General features: G+C 41.5%; 22 protein-coding genes. 9 read left to right on the forward strand and 13 right to left on the reverse strand.

The features are described from left to right. The first annotated feature begins 9 nt into the window (after positions 1-9). The 6 genes from rseP (at position 10) to lpxA (ending at position 7,036) form a co-directional block, all read left to right on the forward strand. On the forward strand, positions 10-1,323 hold the full coding sequence (rseP, locus tag RO21_RS06645; protein ID WP_047977016.1) for a sigma E protease regulator RseP: 1,314 nt from the start codon (positions 10-12) through the stop codon (positions 1,321-1,323). A gap of 56 nt (positions 1,324-1,379) precedes the next feature. Continuing rightward, positions 1,380-3,812, forward strand: coding sequence for an outer membrane protein assembly factor BamA (gene bamA, locus RO21_RS06650; protein ID WP_047977017.1), 2,433 nt, complete (start codon positions 1,380-1,382; stop codon positions 3,810-3,812). A gap of 100 nt (positions 3,813-3,912) precedes the next feature. Beyond that, positions 3,913-4,698: an OmpH/Skp family outer membrane protein gene (locus RO21_RS06655; protein WP_047977018.1), complete on the forward strand. Its 786-nt coding sequence runs from the start codon at positions 3,913-3,915 to the stop codon at positions 4,696-4,698. Further along, a complete protein-coding gene (lpxD, locus tag RO21_RS06660) occupies positions 4,698-5,726 on the forward strand; it encodes a UDP-3-O-(3-hydroxymyristoyl)glucosamine N-acyltransferase (RefSeq protein ID WP_047977019.1) in 1,029 nt (342 codons plus the stop codon). The genes RO21_RS06655 and lpxD overlap by 1 nt, the downstream gene beginning before the upstream one ends. A 25-nt stretch (positions 5,727-5,751) precedes the next feature. After that, positions 5,752-6,216, forward strand: a complete 465-nt coding sequence (fabZ, locus tag RO21_RS06665; RefSeq protein ID WP_084724264.1) for a 3-hydroxyacyl-ACP dehydratase FabZ — start codon at positions 5,752-5,754, stop codon at positions 6,214-6,216. Between the two features lie 25 nt (positions 6,217-6,241). Further along, positions 6,242-7,036 (forward strand): acyl-ACP--UDP-N-acetylglucosamine O-acyltransferase, encoded by a 795-nt coding sequence (gene lpxA, locus RO21_RS06670; protein WP_047977020.1) that lies wholly within the window; start codon positions 6,242-6,244, stop codon positions 7,034-7,036. Between the two features lie 94 nt (positions 7,037-7,130). On the opposite strand, the gene cpdB is transcribed toward lpxA, so the two are convergent. Then, on the reverse strand, positions 7,131-9,104 hold the full coding sequence (cpdB, locus tag RO21_RS06675; RefSeq protein WP_047977021.1) for a 2',3'-cyclic-nucleotide 2'-phosphodiesterase: 1,974 nt from the start codon (positions 9,102-9,104) through the stop codon (positions 7,131-7,133). A gap of 54 nt (positions 9,105-9,158) precedes the next feature. Beyond that, positions 9,159-9,668 (reverse strand): peptidylprolyl isomerase, encoded by a 510-nt coding sequence (locus tag RO21_RS06680; protein ID WP_047977022.1) that lies wholly within the window; start codon positions 9,666-9,668, stop codon positions 9,159-9,161. A gap of 169 nt (positions 9,669-9,837) precedes the next feature. On the opposite strand from RO21_RS06680, the gene cysS reads away from it, so the two are divergent. Beyond that, on the forward strand, positions 9,838-11,217 hold the full coding sequence (gene cysS, locus RO21_RS06685; protein ID WP_047977038.1) for a cysteine--tRNA ligase: 1,380 nt from the start codon (positions 9,838-9,840) through the stop codon (positions 11,215-11,217). 508 nt (positions 11,218-11,725) lie between these two features. Here cysS and RO21_RS06690 read toward each other — a convergent pair. The 8 genes from RO21_RS06690 to RO21_RS06725 all read right to left on the reverse strand — a co-directional run bounded on the left by RO21_RS06690 (position 11,726) and on the right by RO21_RS06725 (position 17,099). After that, the gene (locus RO21_RS06690) at positions 11,726-12,046 is read right to left on the reverse strand and encodes a hypothetical protein (protein WP_047977023.1); all 321 of its coding nucleotides are present in this window, start codon (positions 12,044-12,046) and stop codon (positions 11,726-11,728) included. 208 nt (positions 12,047-12,254) lie between these two features. Further along, complete coding sequence (locus RO21_RS06695) at positions 12,255-12,680, reverse strand: hypothetical protein (protein WP_047977024.1); 426 nt, start codon at positions 12,678-12,680, stop codon at positions 12,255-12,257. Between the two features lie 292 nt (positions 12,681-12,972). Continuing rightward, positions 12,973-13,407, reverse strand: a complete 435-nt coding sequence (locus RO21_RS06700; RefSeq protein ID WP_047977025.1) for a hypothetical protein — start codon at positions 13,405-13,407, stop codon at positions 12,973-12,975. Between the two features lie 340 nt (positions 13,408-13,747). Next, positions 13,748-14,626, reverse strand: a complete 879-nt coding sequence (locus tag RO21_RS06705; RefSeq protein ID WP_047977026.1) for an ankyrin repeat domain-containing protein — start codon at positions 14,624-14,626, stop codon at positions 13,748-13,750. Beyond that, positions 14,623-14,985 carry an RHS domain-containing protein gene (locus RO21_RS06710; RefSeq protein ID WP_053067733.1) on the reverse strand — a complete coding sequence of 121 codons (363 nt, stop codon included), beginning with the start codon at positions 14,983-14,985 and terminating at the stop codon, positions 14,623-14,625. Before RO21_RS06710 ends, RO21_RS06705 begins: the two co-directional genes overlap by 4 nt. A gap of 63 nt (positions 14,986-15,048) precedes the next feature. After that, positions 15,049-15,567: a hypothetical protein gene (locus RO21_RS06715; RefSeq protein ID WP_047977027.1), complete on the reverse strand. Its 519-nt coding sequence runs from the start codon at positions 15,565-15,567 to the stop codon at positions 15,049-15,051. 78 nt (positions 15,568-15,645) lie between these two features. Next, on the reverse strand, positions 15,646-15,894 hold the full coding sequence (locus tag RO21_RS13435) for a hypothetical protein (RefSeq protein ID WP_047977028.1): 249 nt from the start codon (positions 15,892-15,894) through the stop codon (positions 15,646-15,648). Between the two features lie 584 nt (positions 15,895-16,478). Then, positions 16,479-17,099 (reverse strand): YigZ family protein, encoded by a 621-nt coding sequence (locus tag RO21_RS06725; protein ID WP_047977029.1) that lies wholly within the window; start codon positions 17,097-17,099, stop codon positions 16,479-16,481. Positions 17,100-17,302: 203 nt separating this feature from the next. Between RO21_RS06725 and RO21_RS06730 the strand changes: the two genes are divergently transcribed. Both RO21_RS06730 and RO21_RS06735 read left to right on the forward strand, forming a co-directional pair. Then, positions 17,303-18,265 (forward strand): TAXI family TRAP transporter solute-binding subunit, encoded by a 963-nt coding sequence (locus tag RO21_RS06730; RefSeq protein WP_047977030.1) that lies wholly within the window; start codon positions 17,303-17,305, stop codon positions 18,263-18,265. A gap of 108 nt (positions 18,266-18,373) precedes the next feature. Then, positions 18,374-21,013 (forward strand): TRAP transporter permease, encoded by a 2,640-nt coding sequence (locus RO21_RS06735; protein ID WP_047977031.1) that lies wholly within the window; start codon positions 18,374-18,376, stop codon positions 21,011-21,013. A 262-nt stretch (positions 21,014-21,275) separates the two neighbouring features. Here RO21_RS06735 and RO21_RS06740 read toward each other — a convergent pair whose 3' ends face one another. From RO21_RS06740 to RO21_RS13440, 3 genes are read right to left on the reverse strand one after another with little or no spacing between them, the layout of a single operon-like run. Beyond that, on the reverse strand, positions 21,276-21,506 hold the full coding sequence (locus RO21_RS06740; protein ID WP_084724266.1) for a phage tail protein: 231 nt from the start codon (positions 21,504-21,506) through the stop codon (positions 21,276-21,278). Positions 21,507-21,515: 9 nt separating this feature from the next. Beyond that, positions 21,516-21,722 carry a hypothetical protein gene (locus RO21_RS06745; RefSeq protein ID WP_047977032.1) on the reverse strand — a complete coding sequence of 69 codons (207 nt, stop codon included), beginning with the start codon at positions 21,720-21,722 and terminating at the stop codon, positions 21,516-21,518. 59 nt (positions 21,723-21,781) lie between these two features. Beyond that, positions 21,782-22,435: a phage tail tape measure protein gene (locus RO21_RS13440; RefSeq protein WP_053067734.1), complete on the reverse strand. Its 654-nt coding sequence runs from the start codon at positions 22,433-22,435 to the stop codon at positions 21,782-21,784. Positions 22,436-22,502 lie beyond the last annotated feature (67 nt).

A 22,502-nucleotide genomic window follows, 5' to 3' on the forward strand; every position in this document is an offset into this window, starting at 1 on the left:
GGGCTTACTTTGACGTCTATTGTTGCTTTTTTTGTTCTCATCTGTGTTTTAGTCTTTGTGCACGAATACGGTCATTTTTGGGCTGCCCGCAAATGCGGGGTAAAGGTACTGCGTTTCTCTATCGGCTTTGGTAAAGTGCTATGGCGGAAAAAGGACAAGCAAGGCACGGAATTTGCCTTTTCGCTGATTCCTCTCGGCGGTTATGTCCAAATGTATAACGGCGAGCCGGAGCTGAACTTACCGACAGAACACGCCTTAAAACATAAAAGTCTGTTGCAGCGGGCGGCAATTATTGCAGCCGGCCCGATCGCTAACTTTTTGTTTGCGATTGTCGCATATTGGGCAGTGTTTAGTTTTGGCGTACCAACGGTGAAGCCGGTTATCGGTGAAGTTTTGCCGGATTCTATTGCTGCTCAAGCTCAACTGACGCCTGAATTTGAAATTACCCATATAGACGGCAGAGAAGTACGGGATTGGGAGGAGGTAACTTTAACCTTAGTCGGCAAAGTCGGTTCAAGTGCGGTTGAGCTAAAAGGTTACGATATGGAGAGCGGCTTTCCGGCATACTCATCATTAGATTTGAGTGGCTGGCAGGTGGACGGCAATAAACAAAATCCGCTCACGGCACTAGGTATTCGTCCGAAAAGTAGTGTGATTGAACCAATAATTAAAGGCGTAGTCGAAAATTCACCGGCAGCACAGGCGGGCTTAATCACAGGTGATCGGATTATTCGCATCAATCAACAGCCGTTTGACTGGGCTTTTTTAGTTGAGCAGGTACAAACGGGTGAACCCTTGGTATTAGAGATTGAGCGTCAAGGCGTAGAACAGAGAGTATCTATACAGCCTAAAAAAAAAGAAAAACGCTATTTAATCGGTATTCAGCCGAGCTATCAACCGCTCGAGGATAAATATCGCACCGAGTTAAAGTATGATATGCTCACGGCATTGGAGAAAAGTTTAAGCAAAGTTTGGGCGTTAATTGACACTATTTTGCAATTTATCGGGCATTTGATTACCGGGCAGTTATCGCTTAGCAATATGGGTGGCCCGATTTCAATGGCAAAAGGGGCCGGCGCAACCGCAGAAATCGGGTTTGTCTATTATTTAGGCTTTATGGCATTGATTAGCGTGAACCTTGGGGTGATGAATTTATTCCCGATTTTGCCGTTAGACGGCGGTCAATTAGTGTTATTAGCCGGTGAAGCAATTCGCCGTAAACCGATAGCCGAGAAGATTCAGCTAAGATTTCAACAACTTGGTATTGTTTTTGTGTTGAGCTTGATGGCATTTGCGTTATTTAACGATTTAATTCATTTTTAATCGCTTGTAAGCGGTTAGATTTTCACATATTTTTGCAAACGAATAGGATCATTTCGATGAAAAAACTCTTACTTTCTACACTTTTAATTGCAAACGGCGTGGTGGCTGCGCCTTTTGTGATTAAAGATATTCGTATTGACGGCGTTCAGCCTGAAACAGGGGCGGCGATTATTTCCGGGTTACCGGTAAAAGTCGGTCAAAAAGCGACTGATAATGATGTGGCGAATGTGGTCAGACAACTTTTTGCCAGAGAATTATTTGCTGATGTGCGGGCAAGCAGAGAAGGTAATACGTTAGTCATTAAAGTTACGGAGTTTCCGATCATTAACAAAGTGGATATTGAAGGCAACTCCGCAATTCCGAAAGATCCTTTAGAGCAGAATTTAACTGCCAACTTAATCAAAAAAGGCGAAATCTATAATGCAGAACGTGTAGAAGCCTTCAAAGAAGCATTATTAAGCCATTACCATTCCATTGGTCGTTATAATGCCACGATCGATACCGTAACCAATAAAAGCGAGAACGGCGGTGTTGATGTTAAATTGGTGATCAGCGAAGGCGATGTCGCCTACGTGAAGCAGATCAATTTTGACGGTAACAAAGCCTTTAGCGCAAAAGAATTAACCAAACAGCTTGATATTCAACCGGATGTCGCGTGGTGGAATATTTTCCAAAGCAGCAAATTTGAGCAACAGCCGTATAACCAAGATCTTGAAAACCTGCGGGATTTTTATATGAACCGCGGTTATGCCAAGTATGATTTGATAAAAAGCGATGTGCAATTCAGCGAAGACAAAAAAGAGGTCAATCTGACCTATCAAATTAACGAAGGCGATCAATATCATATCAGCGAAATGCGTATTTCCGGTAATACTGCACGTTTAGACAAAGAATTGAACGCCCTATTGAAAGATTTCAAATCCGGTCAGTTATTCCGTAAAGACGAATTGGCGAAAATAGAAGAAGGGATTAAAGCTATACTGGGTGAAAACGGTTTCGGTTCACCAAAAGTGGATATTTTCCCGATTTTTGATGAAGAAAATAAGACCGTGCGGATCAACTATATTGTCGATGCGGGATCACGCATTTATGTGCGAAAAATCCGATTTGAAGGCAATGACGTTACTGCGGATTCCACCCTACGCCGTGAAATGCGTCAGCAGGAAGGCGCTTGGCTTTCTACCACCGCCGCTCAACTGGGTAAAGCCCGTTTAGAACGAACCGGATTCTATGAAAGCGTAGAATTGAGTTACCCGAATGTGCCAAATGTGGCGGATCAGGTTGATTTGGTCTATAAAATTAAAGAGCGTAATACCGGTAGTATTAACTTCGGGATCGGTTATGGATCGGAGAGTGGGTTAAGCTATCAGGCTGGTATCAAGCAGGATAACTTCTTGGGAATGGGATCGACTATCAGCTTATCCGGTACTCGTAATGACTACAGCACGAGTGTGAACCTTGGCTATACCGAACCGTACTTCACAAAAGATGGTGTAAGCCTTGGCGGTAATGTTTTTTATGAAGATTATGATAATTCAAAGAGCAGCTCATCGTCTAAATATCAGCGTAGAACCTACGGTGTAAATGGCACATTAGGTTTCCCGGTGGATGAAAACAACTCATACTACCTTGGTTTAGGTTTTACGCACGATAAAATCAAAAATGCAGAGCGCGAATTTACCCGTGATCTTTATGTGCGTTCAATGAACTTCCCGTTTAACCAAGAGAGCAATGTTTACCCGAAAATTAAAGCGAAAGACTTTGATTTTTCCTTTGGTTGGAACTATAACAGCCTCAATCGTGGTTATTTCCCAACGGAAGGCACAGCGGCAAATATCGGTGGAAAAGTAACAATTCCGGGATCGGATAACAAATACTATAAACTGAACGCCGACTTTAGAAATTATTTCCCGCTTAACCGTGAACATAAATGGGTTATTTCCACCAAAGCGGGTGTCGGCTATGCCAACGGTTTTGGCGGTAAGAACCTGCCGTTCTATCAACATTATTCGGCGGGCGGTATCGGCACATTGCGTGGCTTCGGTTACGGTGCAATCGGGCCGAAAGCGATTTACTATCGTGCGGCAACCGAGCAGGAAAGAGGCGGTTTCTTAAATCCATCGAATGATGTTATCGGCGGAAATGCGATTGCAACGGCAAGTGTAGAGTTGATTATGCCGACTCCGTTTATTAGCGAAAAATATCAGCATAACGTCAGAACATCATTATTTGTTGATGCTGCAACAGTTTGGAATACAAAATGGTCTAATGATGTAGAACTCACTAATAATAGTGGAAGAGTAATTACACCTAAAGATCTACGTATTGATAATTTCAAAGATTACAAACGTGTGCGTGCATCGGCGGGGATTGGTTTCCAATGGAATTCACCGATTGGGCCACTTGCATTCTCCTATGCAAAACCAATCAAAAAATATAACGGCGATGAAATTGAGCAATTCCAATTTAGCATTGGTAGCTCGTTCTAAACGCTCATCGCAAGCGGTCGATTAGGACAACTTTTTTGCAAAAATTGTGTTGAAATCGACCGCCTGTCAAGATTATTTCACCCAAAAGGATATGTATTTTATGAAAAAATTATTTAAATTAGCGGCAGTGGCCGCAGCTCTTGCATTTTCAGCAAATGCAGCGAATGCGAACGATAAAATCGGTTTTGCCGATCCGGGTTATTTAATGCAAAATCACCCTTGGATGGTTGCGGCTAATGAAAAAATGACCCAATTTATGAAAGAGAGCGAAGCTAAATTTGCCGATGAAGATAAAAAGTTGCAAGATGAAGAGAAAGCATTATTGGCAGAGCGTAAAAAATTAGAAGACGATGCCAAAAAATTGCAAAAAGAGCAAAGCAGCGTAGAAGCTTCATTAAAGAAAAAAGTCGAAGCGCTAGAAAAAGAAGCACCACGTTTACGTTCTAAAGAGATCCAAGCTCGCCAAGATAAAATCAATGCAGAGCATAAAGCGTTCCAAAATAAAGTTGCGGCGATCCAAAAACGTGAAGCGGAGTTTGGTAAAAAAGCAGAGGCTTTCCAGAAAAAAATTACCGCTTTCCAAGAGAAAATTGCGAAAGAACAACAATCTTCTGCGGGTTTCGATCCGAATGAAGTGCAAAAACAAGTGGTAGAAGAGATTAATCAAACGATCAAAACGGTGGCAGAATCAAAAGGTTATACTTTAGTCTTCTCTCCGGCAATGGCTCTGTATGCCAAAGATGAAAAAGCGGATATTACCGAAGATGTATTGGCAGCCTTAAAAGCAAATGCAAAACCGCTACCGGAAAAAGCTGCCGATGCACCTAAGACAGAGGAAAAAGCAGAAGCATCTGCGGACGCTAAACCGGAAGAAGCGAAAAAATAATGGCGATTTTCCGTTTAGCACAGTTAGCGGAGCAGATCGGCGGTACTCTTCGGGGTAACGCCGATTTGGCTATTTCCGGCATAGCGCCTTTGGAGAAAGCAGAGGCGGTTCATATTACGTTTATTTCCAATGCAAAATATCGCCCGCAACTGAGCGCTTGTCAGGCGGGGGCGATTATTGTTTCCCAAGACGATGTGCCGTTTTGCCTTGAAAATCAAAATCTTATCGTTGTGTCTAACCCCTATCTTGCCTATGCGCTATTGGCGCAATATATGGACAACACACCAAAAGCGGCTGAAAATATTGCCCCGACTGCCGTGATTTCACCGCAGGCGGTTTTAGGGAAAAATGTCTCTGTCGGGGCTAATGCCGTGATTGAAAGTGGCGTAGAATTAGGCGATGATGTGGTTATTGGGGCGGGTTGCTTTATCGGTAAAAACAGTCAAATCGGTGCAAGAACCCAACTGTGGGCGAACGTGTGCATTTACCACAATGTGCAAATCGGTAGCGATTGTTTGATCCAATCTTCCGCCGTGATTGGCAGTGATGGGTTTGGCTATGCAAACGATAAAGGGCAATGGATCAAAATTCCGCAAACCGGTGGCGTGGTGATCGGCAATCGGGTCGAGATTGGCGCTTGTACCTGTATTGATCGGGGGGCATTAGATCCAACCGTTATTGAAGATAATGTGATTATTGATAACCTTTGCCAAATCGCTCACAATGTGCATATTGGCTATGGTACGGCAGTGGCAGGCGGTGTAATTATGGCGGGCAGCCTGAAAGTCGGGCGTTTCTGCCAAATCGGCGGTGCAAGTGTCATTAACGGTCATATGGAGATTTGTGACGGCGCAATTATTACCGGAATGGGAATGGTGATGCGTCCGATCACCGAGAAAGGGATTTACTCGTCCGGCATTCCGCTGCAACCGAACAAAGCGTGGCGTAAAACCGCTGCGTTAGTTATGAACATTGATGAAATGAACAAACGTTTGAAAGCGTTAGAGAAGCAACTCACTAACGCATAACCCTATGTAACCGAGAGAGGTCAGAGTGACGGCATTACAAACTGAACAAAGAGAACCGAGAATTATTGAAGTAACCGAAATTATGGAGATGCTGCCGCATCGCTATCCGTTTTTATTGGTTGATCGGGTGGTGGATTTTGAAGAAGGAAAATGGCTGAAAGCGGTAAAAAATATTAGTGTGAATGAACCTTGTTTTACCGGTCATTTTCCTGATCGTCCCGTTTTCCCCGGCGTGCTGATTTTGGAAGCGATGGCACAAGCTACGGGCGTATTGGCAATTAAAAGTTACGGCAAATTGAAAGAAAACGAACTCTACTATTTTGCTGCAGTTGATAATGCCCGCTTTAAGCGTCCGGTTGTGCCGGGTGATCAGATGCTGATTGAGGTAACTTTCGTCAAAGAACGCCGTGGCATCACTGCCTTTAGCGGCAAAGCCTTTGTGGACGGCAAAATTGTCTGTGAAGCCGATTTAATGTGCGCCCGTAAATAAATTCACCCTAACAAGAGGGAAAACTATGCAACTTATTGATTCTTCAGCAAAAATAAGCCCGCTTGCCGTCATTGAAGTGGGCGCTCGCATTGGGGCTGGGGTCGAAATCGGCCCGTTTTGTGTGATTGGCAAAGAGGTAAAAATCGGGGCGAGAACCAAAATTCATTCCCACGTTGTGATTCAAGGGGATACGGAAATTGGTGAAGATAACCATATTTTCCAATTTGCCAGCATTGGCGAAATCAACCAGGATTTAAAATATCAAGGCGAACCGACCAAAACCCGTATCGGCCATCGCAATCGGATTCGTGAGAGTGTTACCATTCATCGTGGCACGGTGCAGGGCGGTGGTGTAACGAAAGTCGGCGATGATAACCTGTTTATGATCAACTGTCATATTGCCCACGATTGCCAGATTGGTAACCGCTGTATTATTGCCAATAACGGCACGCTTGCCGGACACGTTACCCTAGATGATTTTGTGATTGTCGGCGGAATGTCGGCGATTCACCAATTTGTCGTGATCGGTTCGCACGTTATGCTAGGCGGCGGCTCAATGGTCAGCCAAGACGTACCACCTTATGTGATGGCGCAAGGCAACCACGCTCAACCGTTCGGGGTCAATCTTGAAGGGCTAAAACGCCGTGGCTTTGAAAAAGCGACAATGCACGCTATTCGTAATGTGTATAAATTGATTTACCGTAGTGGAAAAACCCTTGAAGAAGCGATGCCGGAAATTGAACAATACGCTAAAACCGAAGCGGCGGTCAGTTTATTCCTCGACTTCTTTAAACGTTCGACCAGAGGCATTATCCGCTAGCCGCAAGCGGTGAGTTTCAGACTAAAATCGACAAAATAAATGGGACACGCGTAGCGTCCCATTTTGTGAATTATTCAGCCGAACCGACCGCTTGCTACTGGGTTAAGTCAATACGGTAAACCGCAAAGCCGACTTCATCTGTTCCTACTTGTTCCATTGGATATTGCGCTTTTTCTTTGATAAAGGCTTTCGCTTTTTCCGTTGGTGATGTTTCAACCCGAATATCCAATTTCACTTGAGTTTTGATTGGTGCAAGCCGCCAGTTACCGTTTGCAGTTGGGCTGACTTTTCCGTGCGCCTGCGTTTGTGCGGTAATGTAATTGGCAAGTATTTGGCGGTTTTCGTCCGGTGAGGCAAAGACGATATGTTGATCGCCTGTGCCGGGGAATTTATTGCTGTACGCACGGTAATTGTTGGTTGCAATTAAAAATTCCCCTTTTGGATCAACGGCTTTGCCGTTAAACGTAAGGTTGATTACCCGCTGGGAAGCCGGGTTGATCAGTTTACATTCGCCGTCATAGCGTGCTGGTTGGGTAATATCAAATTGATATTCGACCCCGTCAATCACATCAAAATTGTAAGTGCGGAAGCCCTCCCAATCAATTAGGGTTTGAGGTTGTTCACTATTCGGGTCGATCTGCTTAAACATTCCGGCACTGCACTCCAGCCACTCTTTAAGCTGTTCGCCACTGACTTTCACCACCACAAGTGTGTTCGGGTAGAGGTACAAATCGGCGGCATTACGGAAGGTTAATTCGCCTTTATCTACCTCCGTATAACCGTTAGGATCGTTTTTACGTCCGCCCGCTTTAAACGGCGCGCCTGCACTTAAAATCGGCAGACCCGCAAGTTCGGGTAAGGCTTTTACCGCATTTTCCACATAAGCCCGCTGTGCCTGATTGACGATCTGAATGGTCGGATCGTCCTGAATTAAGGCGAGGTAGCTATACATATTATCGTCCGCCTTGCCGATTGGCTGGGAGACAAATTGGCGGGTCGCCTCGTGAACCGGTTGCAGTAAAGCGGTCAGTTCGGGGTGATTTTTTGCAACGGCGGTTTTAGTGGCGGTATCATAAATCGGGCGTAGTGCAGCACTGCCGTCCGTTACCAGCCAATCGTTACCCCGCTTAGCAAGGGTTAAATCAATCACGCTGATATTATTTGCCCAGTAACCCGCCATTGCTTCCGGCACGCCTTTGAATGTGCCTTTTTCAATATCGGCGTTTGCAGTGCCGGCAAACTCTTTATTCGGGAAGAGGCGGTGAGAATGCCCGAAAATAACCGCATCAATGCCCTTGACATCAGCAAGGTAGAAAGCCGCATTCTCCGCCCCTTCTTGATATGGCTTATCGGACGGGCCGGTGTGAGCAAGAGCGATGATAATATCCGCACCGGCTTTTTTGACGAGCGGCACATATTTTTCCGCCGTTTTCACAATATCACGGGCTTCCACTTTGCCGTCTAAATGCGCTTTGTCCCACACCATAATTTGCGGCGGCACAAAGCCGATATAGCCCACATTGAGCGTATGCTTAATGCCGTCCTCATCAACAACCTCTTTCGGTTGGATAAAATAAGGCTGATAAAGCGGCTCGTCTGTGCCGGCTTTAACGATATTCGCATTGATGATCGGGAATTGGGCTTGTTTGATAGCACTCTCAAGGTAGGTTAAACCGTAGTTGAATTCGTGGTTGCCGAGCGTGCCGACATCATAATCCATCGCATTGAGTGCCGCAACGGCAGGGTGAGGCTCACCGGCTTTATGCCCTACGGCAGCTTGATAATCGGCAATCGGGTTGCCTTGAATTAAATCGCCGTTATCCACCAGTACACTGTTTTTGGCTTCTTGGCGGGCTTGCTCAATTAACGTTGCGGCACGGGTAAAGCCAAATTTATCCGTTGGGGCATCTTTGTAATAGTCAAAATCCGTTAAAAAGCTGTGAATATCGGTTGTGCCGACAATGCGAAAATGCACTTTGCTATCGCCGGCGGCAAAGGCAAAACGGTTAGTACTCAGGGCTAAAATACTGGTTGCGCCGATTTTAATGAAATGTCTTCTGTTCATTATGACTCCTTTTATTACTCAAAAAAGAAAAGGTTGGTATAACCCAACCTTTTGCCGTTATGCCACGCTAACCGATTCGATGATCACATCTTCTTTCGGGACATCTTGGTGGAAACCTTTATTGCCGGTTGCTACACCTTTGATTTTATCGACAACGTCCATACCTTCGACTACTTCACCAAAGACGGCATAACCCCACTCTTGCACCACTTCACGTCCGTTCATCTCTTTAGAGCGGTAATCTAAGAAGGTGTTATCGGCAACATTGATAAAAAATTGCGATGACGCAGAGTGCGGATCGGCGGTACGAGCCATTGCGATCGTACCACGTTTATTGCTCAAACGGTTGTTGGCTTCATTTTGAATCGGTGCTTTGGTCGCTTTTTCAGTGAAACCGACCGTCATTCCGCCGCCTTGAATCATAAAGCCGTCAATCACACGGTGGAAGATCGTGCCGTTGTAAAAGCCTTCTTTGCAGTAATCTTCAAAGTTTTTAGCAGTGATGGGCGCTTTGTCAAAATCTAATTGGATTTTAATCTCGCCAAAATTGGTATGTAATGTAATCATTTTGGTTCCTTATAACAGGGAAAGGGAGTTTAGAACGATATTATTAAAAAGTTTGGCAAAAATTGCAAAAAATTCGTTATACTCTTATCATTTTAAAGGCATTGCAAGCGGTCGGATTTAGCCGATTGTTTGCAAAATGGTGGATTTTTTAGATACAAATGAGGACGTTATGCTCAAAATTTACAATACGTTAAAACGTGAAAAAGAAGAGTTTAAACCGATTAACCCGAACCAAGTGAGAATGTATGTATGTGGTGTAACGGTTTATGATCTTTGCCATTTTGGGCACGGGCGTACCTTTGTGTCCTTTGATGTTATTGCTCGTTATTTGCGTTATTCGGGCTACAATCTTCGTTATGTGCGAAATATCACCGATGTGGATGATAAAATCATCAAACGAGCCCTCAAAAATAATGAAAGCTGCGATCAGTTGGTAGAACGTATGATCGCCGAAATGCACAAGGATTTTGATGCACTTAACATTTTACGCCCCGATGTCGAGCCGAGAGCAACACAACATATTTCGGAAATTATTGCGATGGTGCAAACCTTAATTGATAAGGGACACGCCTATGTCGCAGAGGACGGCGATGTGATGTTTAATGTGGAATCTTTCAAGCAATACGGGGCATTGTCCCGCCAGAATTTAGAGCAACTGCAAGCTGGGGCGAGAGTCGAGATTAAATCGGTGAAACGTAATCCGATGGATTTCGTGCTGTGGAAGATGTCGAAAGAAAACGAACCGAGCTGGGATTCCCCTTGGGGTAAAGGTCGCCCCGGCTGGCATATTGAATGTTCGGCTATGAACAGTAAAGAGCTGGGGACGCATTTTGATATTCACGGCGGCGGCTCGGATTTGATGTTCCCACACCACGAAAACGAAATTGCGCAATCTTGCTGTGCCCACGGGGATCAATATGTCAATTATTGGCTACACACGGGAATGCTGACGATCAACGAAGAGAAAATGTCAAAATCCCTGAACAATTTCTTCACCATTCGGGATATTTTGAATAAATACGATTGTGAAAGTGTGCGTTATTTCTTCTTAACCGCGCAATACCGTAGCTTGCTTGATTACAGTGAAGAAAATATCGGCTTGGCACGCAAAGCGTTAGAGCGTTTATATACGGCTTTGCGGGGTTGTGATACCACCGTTGAACCGACAGAGAATGACGCCTATGTGGACGCCTTTAAAGCCGCAATGGACGATGATTTCAATACACCGGGGGCATTGGCGGTACTGTTTGAGCTGGCTCGTGAAATCAATAAAGTGAAGAATGACGATACAGCTCAAGCTAATATATTAGCGGCTCGTTTAAAACAACTTGGCGGAGTGCTAGGCTTATTGGAACAAGCACCGGAAACTTTCTTACAGGGCAGTGCGGATAATGATGATGTGGCGGAGATTGAAGCGTTAATTCGGCAACGTAATGAAGCCAGAGCCGCTAAAAACTGGGCAGCAGCCGATGAAGCCCGCAACAAGCTCACCGCAATGGGCATTGTGTTAGAAGACGGTGCGAACGGCACAACTTGGCGCAAAGCCTAGCTTAGCAAGCGGTTGGTTTTGAAAGAGAAAATGTAAAAATTGAAGGCTGTCCTAGATAACGACTAAATTTCTTGTTTAGGTTAAGATAACGCGATGAAAAAACTTGCCTAAGTCGGCATAAACAAACTCATCGAGCTATTTATCTCAGAGGGGGCAGTTAGAATAGTTGAGTTGGTGAATATCAATAAAACGACCACAATCTACTGCTTCCATCGGTTGCTGATTTACCAAAACAATCTCTATTTGGATATGTTAGGTGGTGAAGTCGGGCTGATGGGAGCTATTTAGGTAGTAAGTACAACGTAAATAGGTCGTGGTGCAAGCAGTAAATTTATCGTATTCATCAATTTTTGCAGACAGTTATAATAATATCAGTGGAATTGAGAATCTTTCGAACCAAGCTGAACTTCATCTACGCTATTCCTAAAATCTATTTTATTGAAGGCGTGAGAATAGCGTTTTAGCAACAGTGATTTAAAAACTAAAAATTTCCATTTAAAGCAATTAGTTAAGGGGAGTTTGTCTCGTTATCTAGGACACGCCAAAAACTATTGTCAATAATAATATAATCACCCTCTAAAATATATCTAATCTCGCCATTTATAATTACCTTATACGCTAAATAATGTTTTAGATCTATGATACCTTTTATGGTAACAACATCTCCTTTCTTCAATCTATCAGAACTTTTTAAATTATCTAAAATATCAGTACTATTTAAATAAATTGGTGTATCTCCTAAAGATACTAAGTATGTCGTATCTTTAAAAATAGAAATACCCCAATAAAAAAGCAGTAGCAAAAATAATATTTTCTTTATTTTATTCATAACTATATATTTACTAATAATATTGAGATAGAGGATTACTACTAAAAATCCCCTTTCCTGATCTCTTATAAATTTACCTAAAAATCAAATATCTCATAGATAAATACACTATCTACTTCCATATATTCTTCTAACTCAGAAATATGAGTGAAAAATTTATATCTTCCCGATAATTTATAATAAGTGGCAATTTCATTAGCATTTATCCTTACTTTATCTTTAAATCTAATAGTTCGGCTAATAATAAACTATTTTTTGAGTTTATTATTCTTAATTTAACAACAAACTCTAATAATCTATTTTTAGATATGTTTTTTATAAGCAACTCTGACAAATAATAGAATGTGTTACTATTTAAGTTATTAACTTCCTCTAATAGAATTGGTAATAAAAAAGAAAGCCCATTACATTCTATATCAGATAATAATAAGTCAGAATACCAATGTTCTAAACCCTGACTATCTTGATACCTGGAATGAGTCATTAAAAAAGCTAATAATTCTTTCCATTGATTTATTTTAGTAATGTCAGAAAACTCTAAGTTAAATAAAATATCATATAATTTTCTTCTTATTTTTCTATCTGGTGTTTTTTCTAATTCTTTTAAAATAAAAGAAATATTATTATATTTCATCTTTAAGTACCTTAGTTAAAACATTGTAGCAGGAATTGCATCTACTTAAGGGAGCTCTTCTATTGTAGCATCTTGTTGCATCTAGCATCATATTTGCCCCAGAAACATTGGCAATTATTAGGGAGGGATTAGCTTCGAATGTGTGATCGCTGTAAACACTGTGTTTCATCTTATCATCAGGGATAATATCTAATGGTCTATTTTCACCTATCCCTGTGGCGTATAAATATAACAGTCTGTTTTACCACTCGGTCAGTTTGTTTAACCAAGAGATTATGTCTTCCAATATAGATTACTCATCATTCTCAAGATCGCACAATTTACCGTTACATATAAACTTTAATTCTAACGTTTCATTTTTATCTTCTAATACTTTAGTAGCACAATCTATATAATTTATATATTTTTCTCTACCATCATCTTCTAGAAACAATGCGTTGCATTTAGAATAGCCCTCTTTTAGCCATTTATCCCGATAGGGTTTATAAACATCAAGGGTTTTTTTATCTGCATTGTCTAATAAAAATTTTTCATTTTTTTTAAACTTTTCACTTTCCATTAAAAATGTTTTACTGACACATCGAACTATGTCATATTGTCTCATTGAATTAAAATTACAGGATTTATCAAGCGCATTTGCATGCACAAAACCCTCTGGTTGTAATGCCAAACTCATATTTATATTCAACAGCAATAAAAAACATAATGTTATTTTATTTTTTTGCATCTTATTTAGTCCTCTCTTTAATTAATTCAGCTTCTTATGCCCTTCTGTTAATAAGAGCTCTCTTTTTTTATCATTTACCCATAATATCTTCATTTTTAGTAAATATTGCGGTACATCTGATATTCTCCGCTTTAAACGCTTGTTGAATTTGTTTCATCTCTTTTCGACTATCGCCTTTAAGTGAACTACCTCTATTATAGACTAAAGATAACATCGCACCTTGTTTATGTAGATGATGATTAACTATCTATCGATAAATACCTAGACCCTGATATCCGATTAGGAACTGCACCACTTCTCATTTACAACATTTAATATCGGAAAAACTAGTCTTAATTTTTTATTCCTCTTTGTAGCGATAACCCATTTTTTCTAATCGTTTTAATAATTCTAAGCGTTTATTGTAATCACCTCGCCCCTTGATCAAGAGTTTTGGCAATTTTTTTGCCAATTTCTCACCATATAATTTAGGGGTTGCTCCTTTATTCATCAAATATTCGGTAATTTCGAGATTTGTACTAGATTCATCAACTAGGCTTAAACCTAAATAATTAGGTTCATTAATATCTGCACCATAGGAAATTAATAGGTCAATCCTTTTTTTAATATCATTCATCCAATCTTCTCTACTCCAACCTTTTTCATTATAAACAGCATCTACTGCTGCAAAAAGTGGCAACCCTTTATTTCCTCCAAATTGCTTATAATAAGAGTCTTTATTTAAATCTCGATTTGCTTTTGCACCATATTTTAATAATAATTTAATATAATCAATTTTTCGATTTGAAGAGGCTAAAGATAAAGGTAAATATACATCTTGTCCTGCTTGATTAGCTATATTCACATATTTGGATTTATATTCAGGAAAATCGACTACCGATATTTGATTTGGGTCCGCACCATTTTCTAAAAGATATTTGGTAATTTCGAACCTATCTTTTAAAAACACTGCATACATCAAATAGGTAAAACCTTGATTGTTTGCAGGTTGGGTATTGACATTTACCCCCTGTGCAATCAAACGTTTCACTTTACTCAAATCATTTTGATAAATTGCCTGCCCCATTTCGGCACGCTCATTAAAGAAAAAATGCTCTGCCGGAAAGCGACTATTCATAATTTCTTTTGCAGAAAATAAAGGTATACATCCTCCTAGTTGAAAACATAAGATACTGACTAATAAAGCTTTTAAATATTTTAACTTGGCAACCACCATCATTTTTTTACTCCTATTTGCTTATCATAATACTCACCAATCCCTTTATGAAACGGTTCTGATTTAATCGTATGCCCTGTCTCTTTATCAAAGTATTGGTTTTGCAGTCTTAACGGCTGATGAACACCTTTCAGGTTATGTTCGCCTTGCAGCTTACTCCAACCCTTATAGCTGGCGTGCCACAGTAGGTTGCCCTCTCGGTCGGCCAGCTTTCTCGGTATCCCGATTTGGTTGCAGTGGTAATAGGATACTTCACTATTGTCTTTTATTTGCGCCAACGGTTCGTAACTCTCCGGGTGGGTGAAATGTAGGTGTAGCGATTTTCTCCATTTTGCTCTTGGATTAAATGGCTGCCGTCCCACACAAAATCCGTTTGCAGATTTTCGTGCGTTGCCGACCGCTTGTTTAACTGTCTGCCGAGCGGGTCATAGCGGGAAGATTAAATTTATTTTATCCACATTTCTTATATTAGATAATATATTACGGTAATTATTATGTTTAATAGAGATATCTCTTAAATCATTAGAAATTGGATTATCTATATTATCTATATCAATTATCTTTGAAAAATATAGATTAGATATTTTTACACAATATACTTCAGGATTATTAAGTAAACTTCTTAAGCAAAAATTATTAATACTGTTAAACTTAAATATAGGGCAAATACTCTCTGAAAACATAATATGTGATTTTGCATATAAAAATAAATATATAGGTTCTTTAAACTCCATTCTATCTATTAGTCTATAAACATCATAATAATACATATCAAAATTACGATCAAAATTAGATGACATCTTTTTAAGAACACCATCACTTTCTGGGTAATAAATAATACTATCTGCTTTATTTAACAGTTCTGATAAATATGGCATACCTTTCCAATATTCTAATATCTGTTTTTGCTTTAAATTAAATATCTTATCTTGTAATCTACTCATAACAATTAGTTCATATGCTCTATAGCTGGATATTCGTGCTTATATTTCCACGAAAAAGTACCATTAGTATAATTAATATTAAATAAAATAATGTACAAGAAATGAAGATAAGTTATCTTCATAGGAAAAAGTTATAATTTTATTAAACTTTATTGAAACATCTACTTCTAATTTACAATGAACCGATTCTTCTACAGTATATGCACCATCAAAAACAACCCATTTACTTTCATTATAAACAAGATTTACTTCTTCCATAATTGAAAAACTAAGATTGTTTTTACTAAGCTTTTCTATAAAATCGTAAATAGCATTATCATCATTCATCCAATAACTTCTAATAATAAATAGCTTGCCATTTATTATAATTAAGCAAGTTGGAAGAGGTTCATCTCCTAAAACAATAACTGGTGTATTATTTATGTCTAGTACTGTCAGGAAATCATTACTAGAACAGGCTATACTATACTACTCAGATTTATAGCCTAACCACTCTCTTTCATTTTTTTGGGGCAGCATAATAAGAGGAGATCCATCACTATTGATCCAAAATAAATTATCCATATCATAATTCCCTATTTAGTATTAAAAAGTTTGCTATAATCTTTTTTTATGACATTCTTCTCCATTATAGTCTAGATCTTGACAGTGGCTAATTTCTGAGGGAGTAAATGCCATAAGCAATAATACCTAATGTTCTAGAGCAGGCTGCTCCAAATACTTTTCCAAATCCTCTAGATTCTATAGTTTTTTGAGGCGAAGCATTTGCTTTTCTAGACATTTCAGATCTGACTTCTCCACCTTGCCTTCTGCTACAGTTTAAACAATGCGGGTATAATCTTTGAGGTGTGCCTTTCGGATTCAGCCTGTTTGGGCTCTGATGATCTGGAATCCAATTACCAGATTATTACCTATTCTATTGATTTTAGATATTGAGTTAATACTAACTTCCCTGCAAAACGCTCGGTGAGTTGTTGTTGAATGGTCGCCAGTTGGTTGGGGTTGATGCCGAGTATTAAATCAATTTTATCGCTAAATTGTTGCTCAACAAGGCTGATATCCCATTCGTTAAAGAGGTGTTGGAGGCTGTTAAATTGGTCGTACTCACACTGCAATCGGTAGTTTTGGCGTAATACTTTGCGAACGGTTTCGAGCCGGCTGAGTGCCTGTTGTACCCCGTTTCCGTAGGCTTTTACCAAGCCGCCCGTGCCGAGTAAAATGCCGCCGTAATAACGCACCACTACCGCACTAATTTCCCCTAAACCACTGCCGAGTAAATAGTTGAGCATTGGTTTGCCTGCCGTGCCGGCGGGTTCGCCATCATCGGAAAAACCGTACTGCTGCGAATTATGCGGACTGGCTGCTACCGTAGCCCAGCAGTGATGACGGGCGTGAGGGTGTAAAGCTCTGATTTCCGCCCAAAACTGTTTGGCTTGCTCAAGCCCTTCTGTGTGGCGTAGATAGGTGATAAATCGGCTTTTTTTGATCTCTTCTTCAAAAATCACTTCTGCTTTCGGGATAAAAAATTCCATTTTTGTTCTTTATTGTCTGCAAACAACGGTATTTTAGCATAGCCGCCTTATGCCTTTGCGGACATTAGTGTTAAAAAAATGTGAAATGGTTCATATTTTTAAAAGAAAACGATTGCGTCATTGGAGATAGGCGTATATCTTATCTCCATTTTCAGGTGAAAATAACACAACATTCGCGTCCATTTTAATCAGAGGGCTTTTAAATGAAAAAATATCTAACCTTTTCCGTTGCGGCAACATTAGCGATGAGTGCGTTGTCGGTTCAAGCCGAAGAAAAATTCATTACGATCGGCACAGGCGGTCAAACCGGCGTATATTATGTGGTCGGGCAATCCATATGCCAATTGGTGAACCGTGATACGGCAAAAACACAGATTAAATGTAATGCGCCTTCAACAGGAGCATCGGTAGCAAATCTGAATGCGATTGCCGATAAACAAATGGATATGGGGATTGCACAATCCGACTGGCAGTACCACGCTTATAACGGTTCAAGTTCATTTGAAGGCAAGAAAAACGAGAAATTGCGTGCAGTCTTCTCTATTCACCCCGAACCGTTCACTGTAATGGCACGAGATGATTCAGGCATTAAACATTTTGACGATTTGAAGGGCAAACGGGTGAATGTGGGCGATCCGGGTTCAGGCACACGGGCGACAATGAACGTGATTTTAGCGGCAAAAGGTTGGACGGATAAAGCGTTTAAAGTCGCTTCCGAATTGAAACCGTCCGAAATGGCATCGGTAATGTGCGACAACAATTTAGATGCGATTACCTATAATGTCGGTCATCCGAACGGAGCATTAAAAGAAGCGGCGGCTTCGTGCGATGCACATTTAGTGCCGGTATCTGGCGAGGCAATTGATAAACTGGTTGCCGAACACTCTTACTACGCTAAAGCGGTCATTCCGGGCGGCTTGTATAAAGGAAGTGATAATCCGGTAGATACTTTCGGGGTTTATGCGACCTTAGTTACCTCCGCCGATGTGGAAGATGACAAAGTGTATGCGGTAGTAAAAGCGGTATTTGATAATTTTGATCGCTTCAAACGTTTACATCCGGCGTTTGCTAATTTGAAAGAAGAAGAGATGATTAAAAATGCACTATCTGCGCCATTACACGACGGTGCCGTGCGTTATTATAAAGAACGTGGTTGGATCAAATAATCGTTTCTCATTTTATATTTGATAGGCAAGCGGTAAGATTGGTGGCAGAATTTGTAAAAAAATGCCCCAATCCGACCGCTTGCAATGTCGTTTTCTCTCGGAGGCACTATGTCTAATTCTCGCCCTAACACTTTAGATTATGACGATCTGCAAGATATGGTTGCATCAAATGATGCCGGTGGTCGTAATCCGACAGGGTTTGCCAAAAAACTCATTATTATCACGGCGATTTTATGGTCTGTTTTTCAACTCTATTACACCTCGCCTTTTCCGTTTTGGCTGCAAGAGTTGGTAAGGGAGTGGGGACTTCATCTTAATGTGGTGGTGGACGACACTAAAGCCCGTTCCATTCACTTGGCGTTTGCACTCTTCCTTGCTTATCTCTCTTTTCCGGCTTTTGCCAATTCCCCTAAACACCGAATACCCTATCAAGACTGGTTATTTGCCCTTCTCGGCGCATTTTTAGGGGCTTATTATATTTTCTTTTATGAAGGCTTGGTTACCCGCTTCGGTGCACCGAATACGCAAGATATTATTGCCGGCTGCTTAGGTATTCTGATTTTGCTGGAAGCCTGCCGTCGCAGCTTAGGTCTGCCGTTGGTAATTATTTCGGGTGTGTTTTTAATCTACAACTATGCCGGACAATTCTTGCCGACAGACTGGATCATCAGTCATCGCTCCGGTTCTCTCTCACAAATTGTCAATCAACAATGGATCACAACCGAAGGGGTGTTTGGTGTAGCATTAGGGGTATCGACCAAATATGTATTCCTCTTCGTCTTATTTGGGGCATTACTCGACAAAGCCGGGGCAGGCAACTACTTTATTAAAACAGCCTTTGCGTATTTGGGGCATTTGAACGGTGGACCGGCGAAAGCTGCAGTGGTCTCTTCGGCACTCACAGGGTTAGTGTCCGGCTCATCAATTGCCAATGTGGTAACAACCGGCACATTTACTATTCCAATGATGAAGCGGGTCGGATTTAGCCCGGAAAAAGCGGGTGCGGTGGAAGTGGCGTCCTCGGTAAACGGGCAAATTATGCCACCGGTAATGGGGGCTGCGGCGTTTTTGATGATTGAATACGTCAATATGCCTTATAGCCAGTTGATCACCCACGCTTTTTTACCAGCACTGATTTCCTATATTGCCCTAGTCTATATTGTGCATCTTGAAGCGCAAAAAATGGGGCTGAAAGGGCTGGAAAGAACTGATCCGCCAAGTCCAATGTTGGTCAGTCTAATTAGAGTATTAGCGAATTTCTTGGTGATTTGTGTCGCTTATTTCGCATTGGACTTCGGGCTGGGCTGGCTAAAATCGGCAACCCCTGATTTTGCCTTTATCATTGTATTGGCACTGCTGGCGGTAGTATATTTGATCTTAATCCGCCGTGTTGCGACCTTTCCGGATCTCGAACCTGATGATCCGAACGCTAAAATCGTTAAACTGCCTTCCACCAAGCCGACCGTCAATGCGGGATTGCATTACTTATTGCCGGTTGTGGTGCTGATGTGGTGTTTGATGATCGAGCGAATGTCGCCGGGGCTATCTGCATTTTGGGGAACAATGACCCTCACAGTGATCCTGCTCACGCAACGTCCGTTGTTAAGCCTGTTCCGCCGAGAACCGCATTGTAAGGTCAGACTGTTTAAACAAGGCGTACAAGAATTGGTAGACGGCTTGGAGAGCGGTGCGAGAAATATGATCGGCATCGGTATTGCTACTGCAACAGCGGGGATTATTGTCGGCGTTGTGTCTCTGACCGGCTTTGGCGTGCAACTGTCCGGCATTATCGAAATGTTATCAATGGGTAATGTTCTGCTGATGCTGATTTTAGTGGCGATTTTCAGCTTAATCTTAGGAATGGGGCTGCCGACTACGGCGAATTATATCGTGGTCTCTTCACTGATGGCGTTAGTGATTGTTGAAGTCGGCAAACAGAACGGTTTAATTGTGCCGCTCATTGCAGTACATTTATTCGTCTTCTATTTCGGCATAATGGCGGACGTAACCCCGCCGGTAGGGCTTGCCTCGTTTGCGGCAGCGGCGATTTCCGGCGGTAGCCCGATTAAAACAGGGATTGTTGCGTTCTTTTACAGCCTTCGAACCGCTATTTTACCGTTCCTGTTTATTTTCAATACCGATTTGTTGCTGATTGATGTCGGTTGGGCAAAAGGCATATTGGTGTTTGTAACAGCAACCATCGGGATCTTACTGTTCACCGCGGCGACAATGCACTATTTCCTCACTAAAAACAAAGTGTGGGAAACCGCCGTGTTAGTTTTAGCTGTCTTTATGTTGTTTCGACCGGGCTTTTTTATGGAACGGATTTCGCCGAGTGAGCGGGATATTCTTCCTACTCAATTTGTACAAGCCCTTGAGCAATCGACTGTGGGCGAGACTTTCAAACTTAAAGTATCAGGTTTAAACCCTTATGGTAAAGCTATCGAGTTCTACTCTGAATTAAGTGTGCCGGAGGGCAATTCTGGGCAAGAACGGCTGAAAGCCCTCGGCTTAACGCTACTTGAGACAGGTGAAACCATTGAGATTGACGGACAATCGTCTGCAAAAATCATTATTGATAATGTAGAAATTGATTCTCCGGCAGCTAAAGTCGGTTTGAATTGGGATCAAACCATTCTGGCGGTCTCCGTACCACAAAATGCGTTACCGAAAGAATTGATGATGATACCGGCACTGCTATTGGCAGCCTTAGTCGGCTGGAATCAACGACGCCGCATTAAAAAATAGATGGTAAGCGGTTGGTTTTGAGGTATGATTTGTGGTGTGAAAGACATATGATATAATCGTATAGGAAGCCATGTTCAATCGCAAAGTGATCTTCGGGATCAGCAGCCACATTCTCATAAGGAGGAATACTGGTTCGTTTTTCTGATACTCCAAAATGACAAAACTGCAGGATTCAAGTGGCATTGCGGTTTGATGGTGATAATTTGGTGTTTTAGTGGGACGGGGATTGGCATTATATCTCCTTGGCATGTAACTAATCTATTTACACATTAGTTAATAAGTGTATAATGTACCTATACACAAAAAAGCAGTCTAAAATGATCGCTTGTTGGGGATTGAGGTTGAATGTCAGAGAATATTTTTGCAACAGGGGATTGAGCCCGTCTGCCCGCCGTTGTTGGTAGCCGTCGCCAAACTGATTCACTTTGCGGCGGGGTTCGTTTTCCACCGTAAAACCCGGTTGGGGGCAGAAAGGTAGGTGCTGTAATGTCATTTTCCTCCCCTATTTTGAATTTTTGATCAAATGCAAAAAGCCTTGTAAATCATCTAATACTGGTGGTACTGATTCATTATTACTTTTAGCTATATTGCTTTCTAACTCTGATAATAGTGCTATGATCTTATTTCGTTGTTCTTCTGATAAAACAGCGATAATGATGGTTAAAATTGTTCTATTATTTAAAGAGCGTGCATTAATTGTGTTATTCATAATTTAACCTCTGAATTACATTGCATACCGAGATAACTGACCACCTATTCTAAAATCCTTCATTTGATTTTGACGATACGTTGATCAGCAATTTTGTCGATTAACTCGACAGTAATTTGTAGGTCATTACCACTTTGTGTTGTATTTACCTCCGCCTGCATTGGCTTCCCATTATTGATCACATTGACACTCACATTTGGCTGTGAACCATACCGACTATTCATACTTGGCACTCTCGGCACGGCAACCCCGCCGCCACCGGAAAAGCCCCGTTTGCCGTAGTTGAGGTAATTGAGATAATCCAAGCCGAGACGGGCAGTAGCTTCTTTGGTGATCACATATTCGCCCCGATGCACAATCCCTGCAGGCGTATATTTTCCACCGTCTCCAGTGTAGCCGCCAGTGGCAAAGCCCATTTGAACGCTTTGTATTGTCGCTACAATATTTGCAGTTGCAGCAGCAACACTTGCCATTGCGGGTAAATTAGCAGGAAACGGGAGTGCTGCTGCATTTGCGATACCTTGTTGGATCTTGATGATACTTTCTGCGATAGCAAAGGCTTTTGATGTAGCAAACATCACCTTATAAATACCGGATTGTTTACCCGCTGCGTTCGCCATTACACCGGCCATTGTGTCGAAAGCACTACTCATCATATTAGCCGATTGGCTGTAATACTCTAGCTTGTCAATGATCTTCCAAAATTGAACCACAAAGATCCTTTAAAAGTGTTCCACTTTTATTATTTCTTAATTACGATGTTTAAATCGATAAGATTCA

Origin of the sequence: Muribacter muris, assembly GCF_001038205.1 — a bacterium.
Classification (GTDB): Bacteria; Pseudomonadota; Gammaproteobacteria; order Enterobacterales; family Pasteurellaceae; genus Muribacter; species Muribacter muris.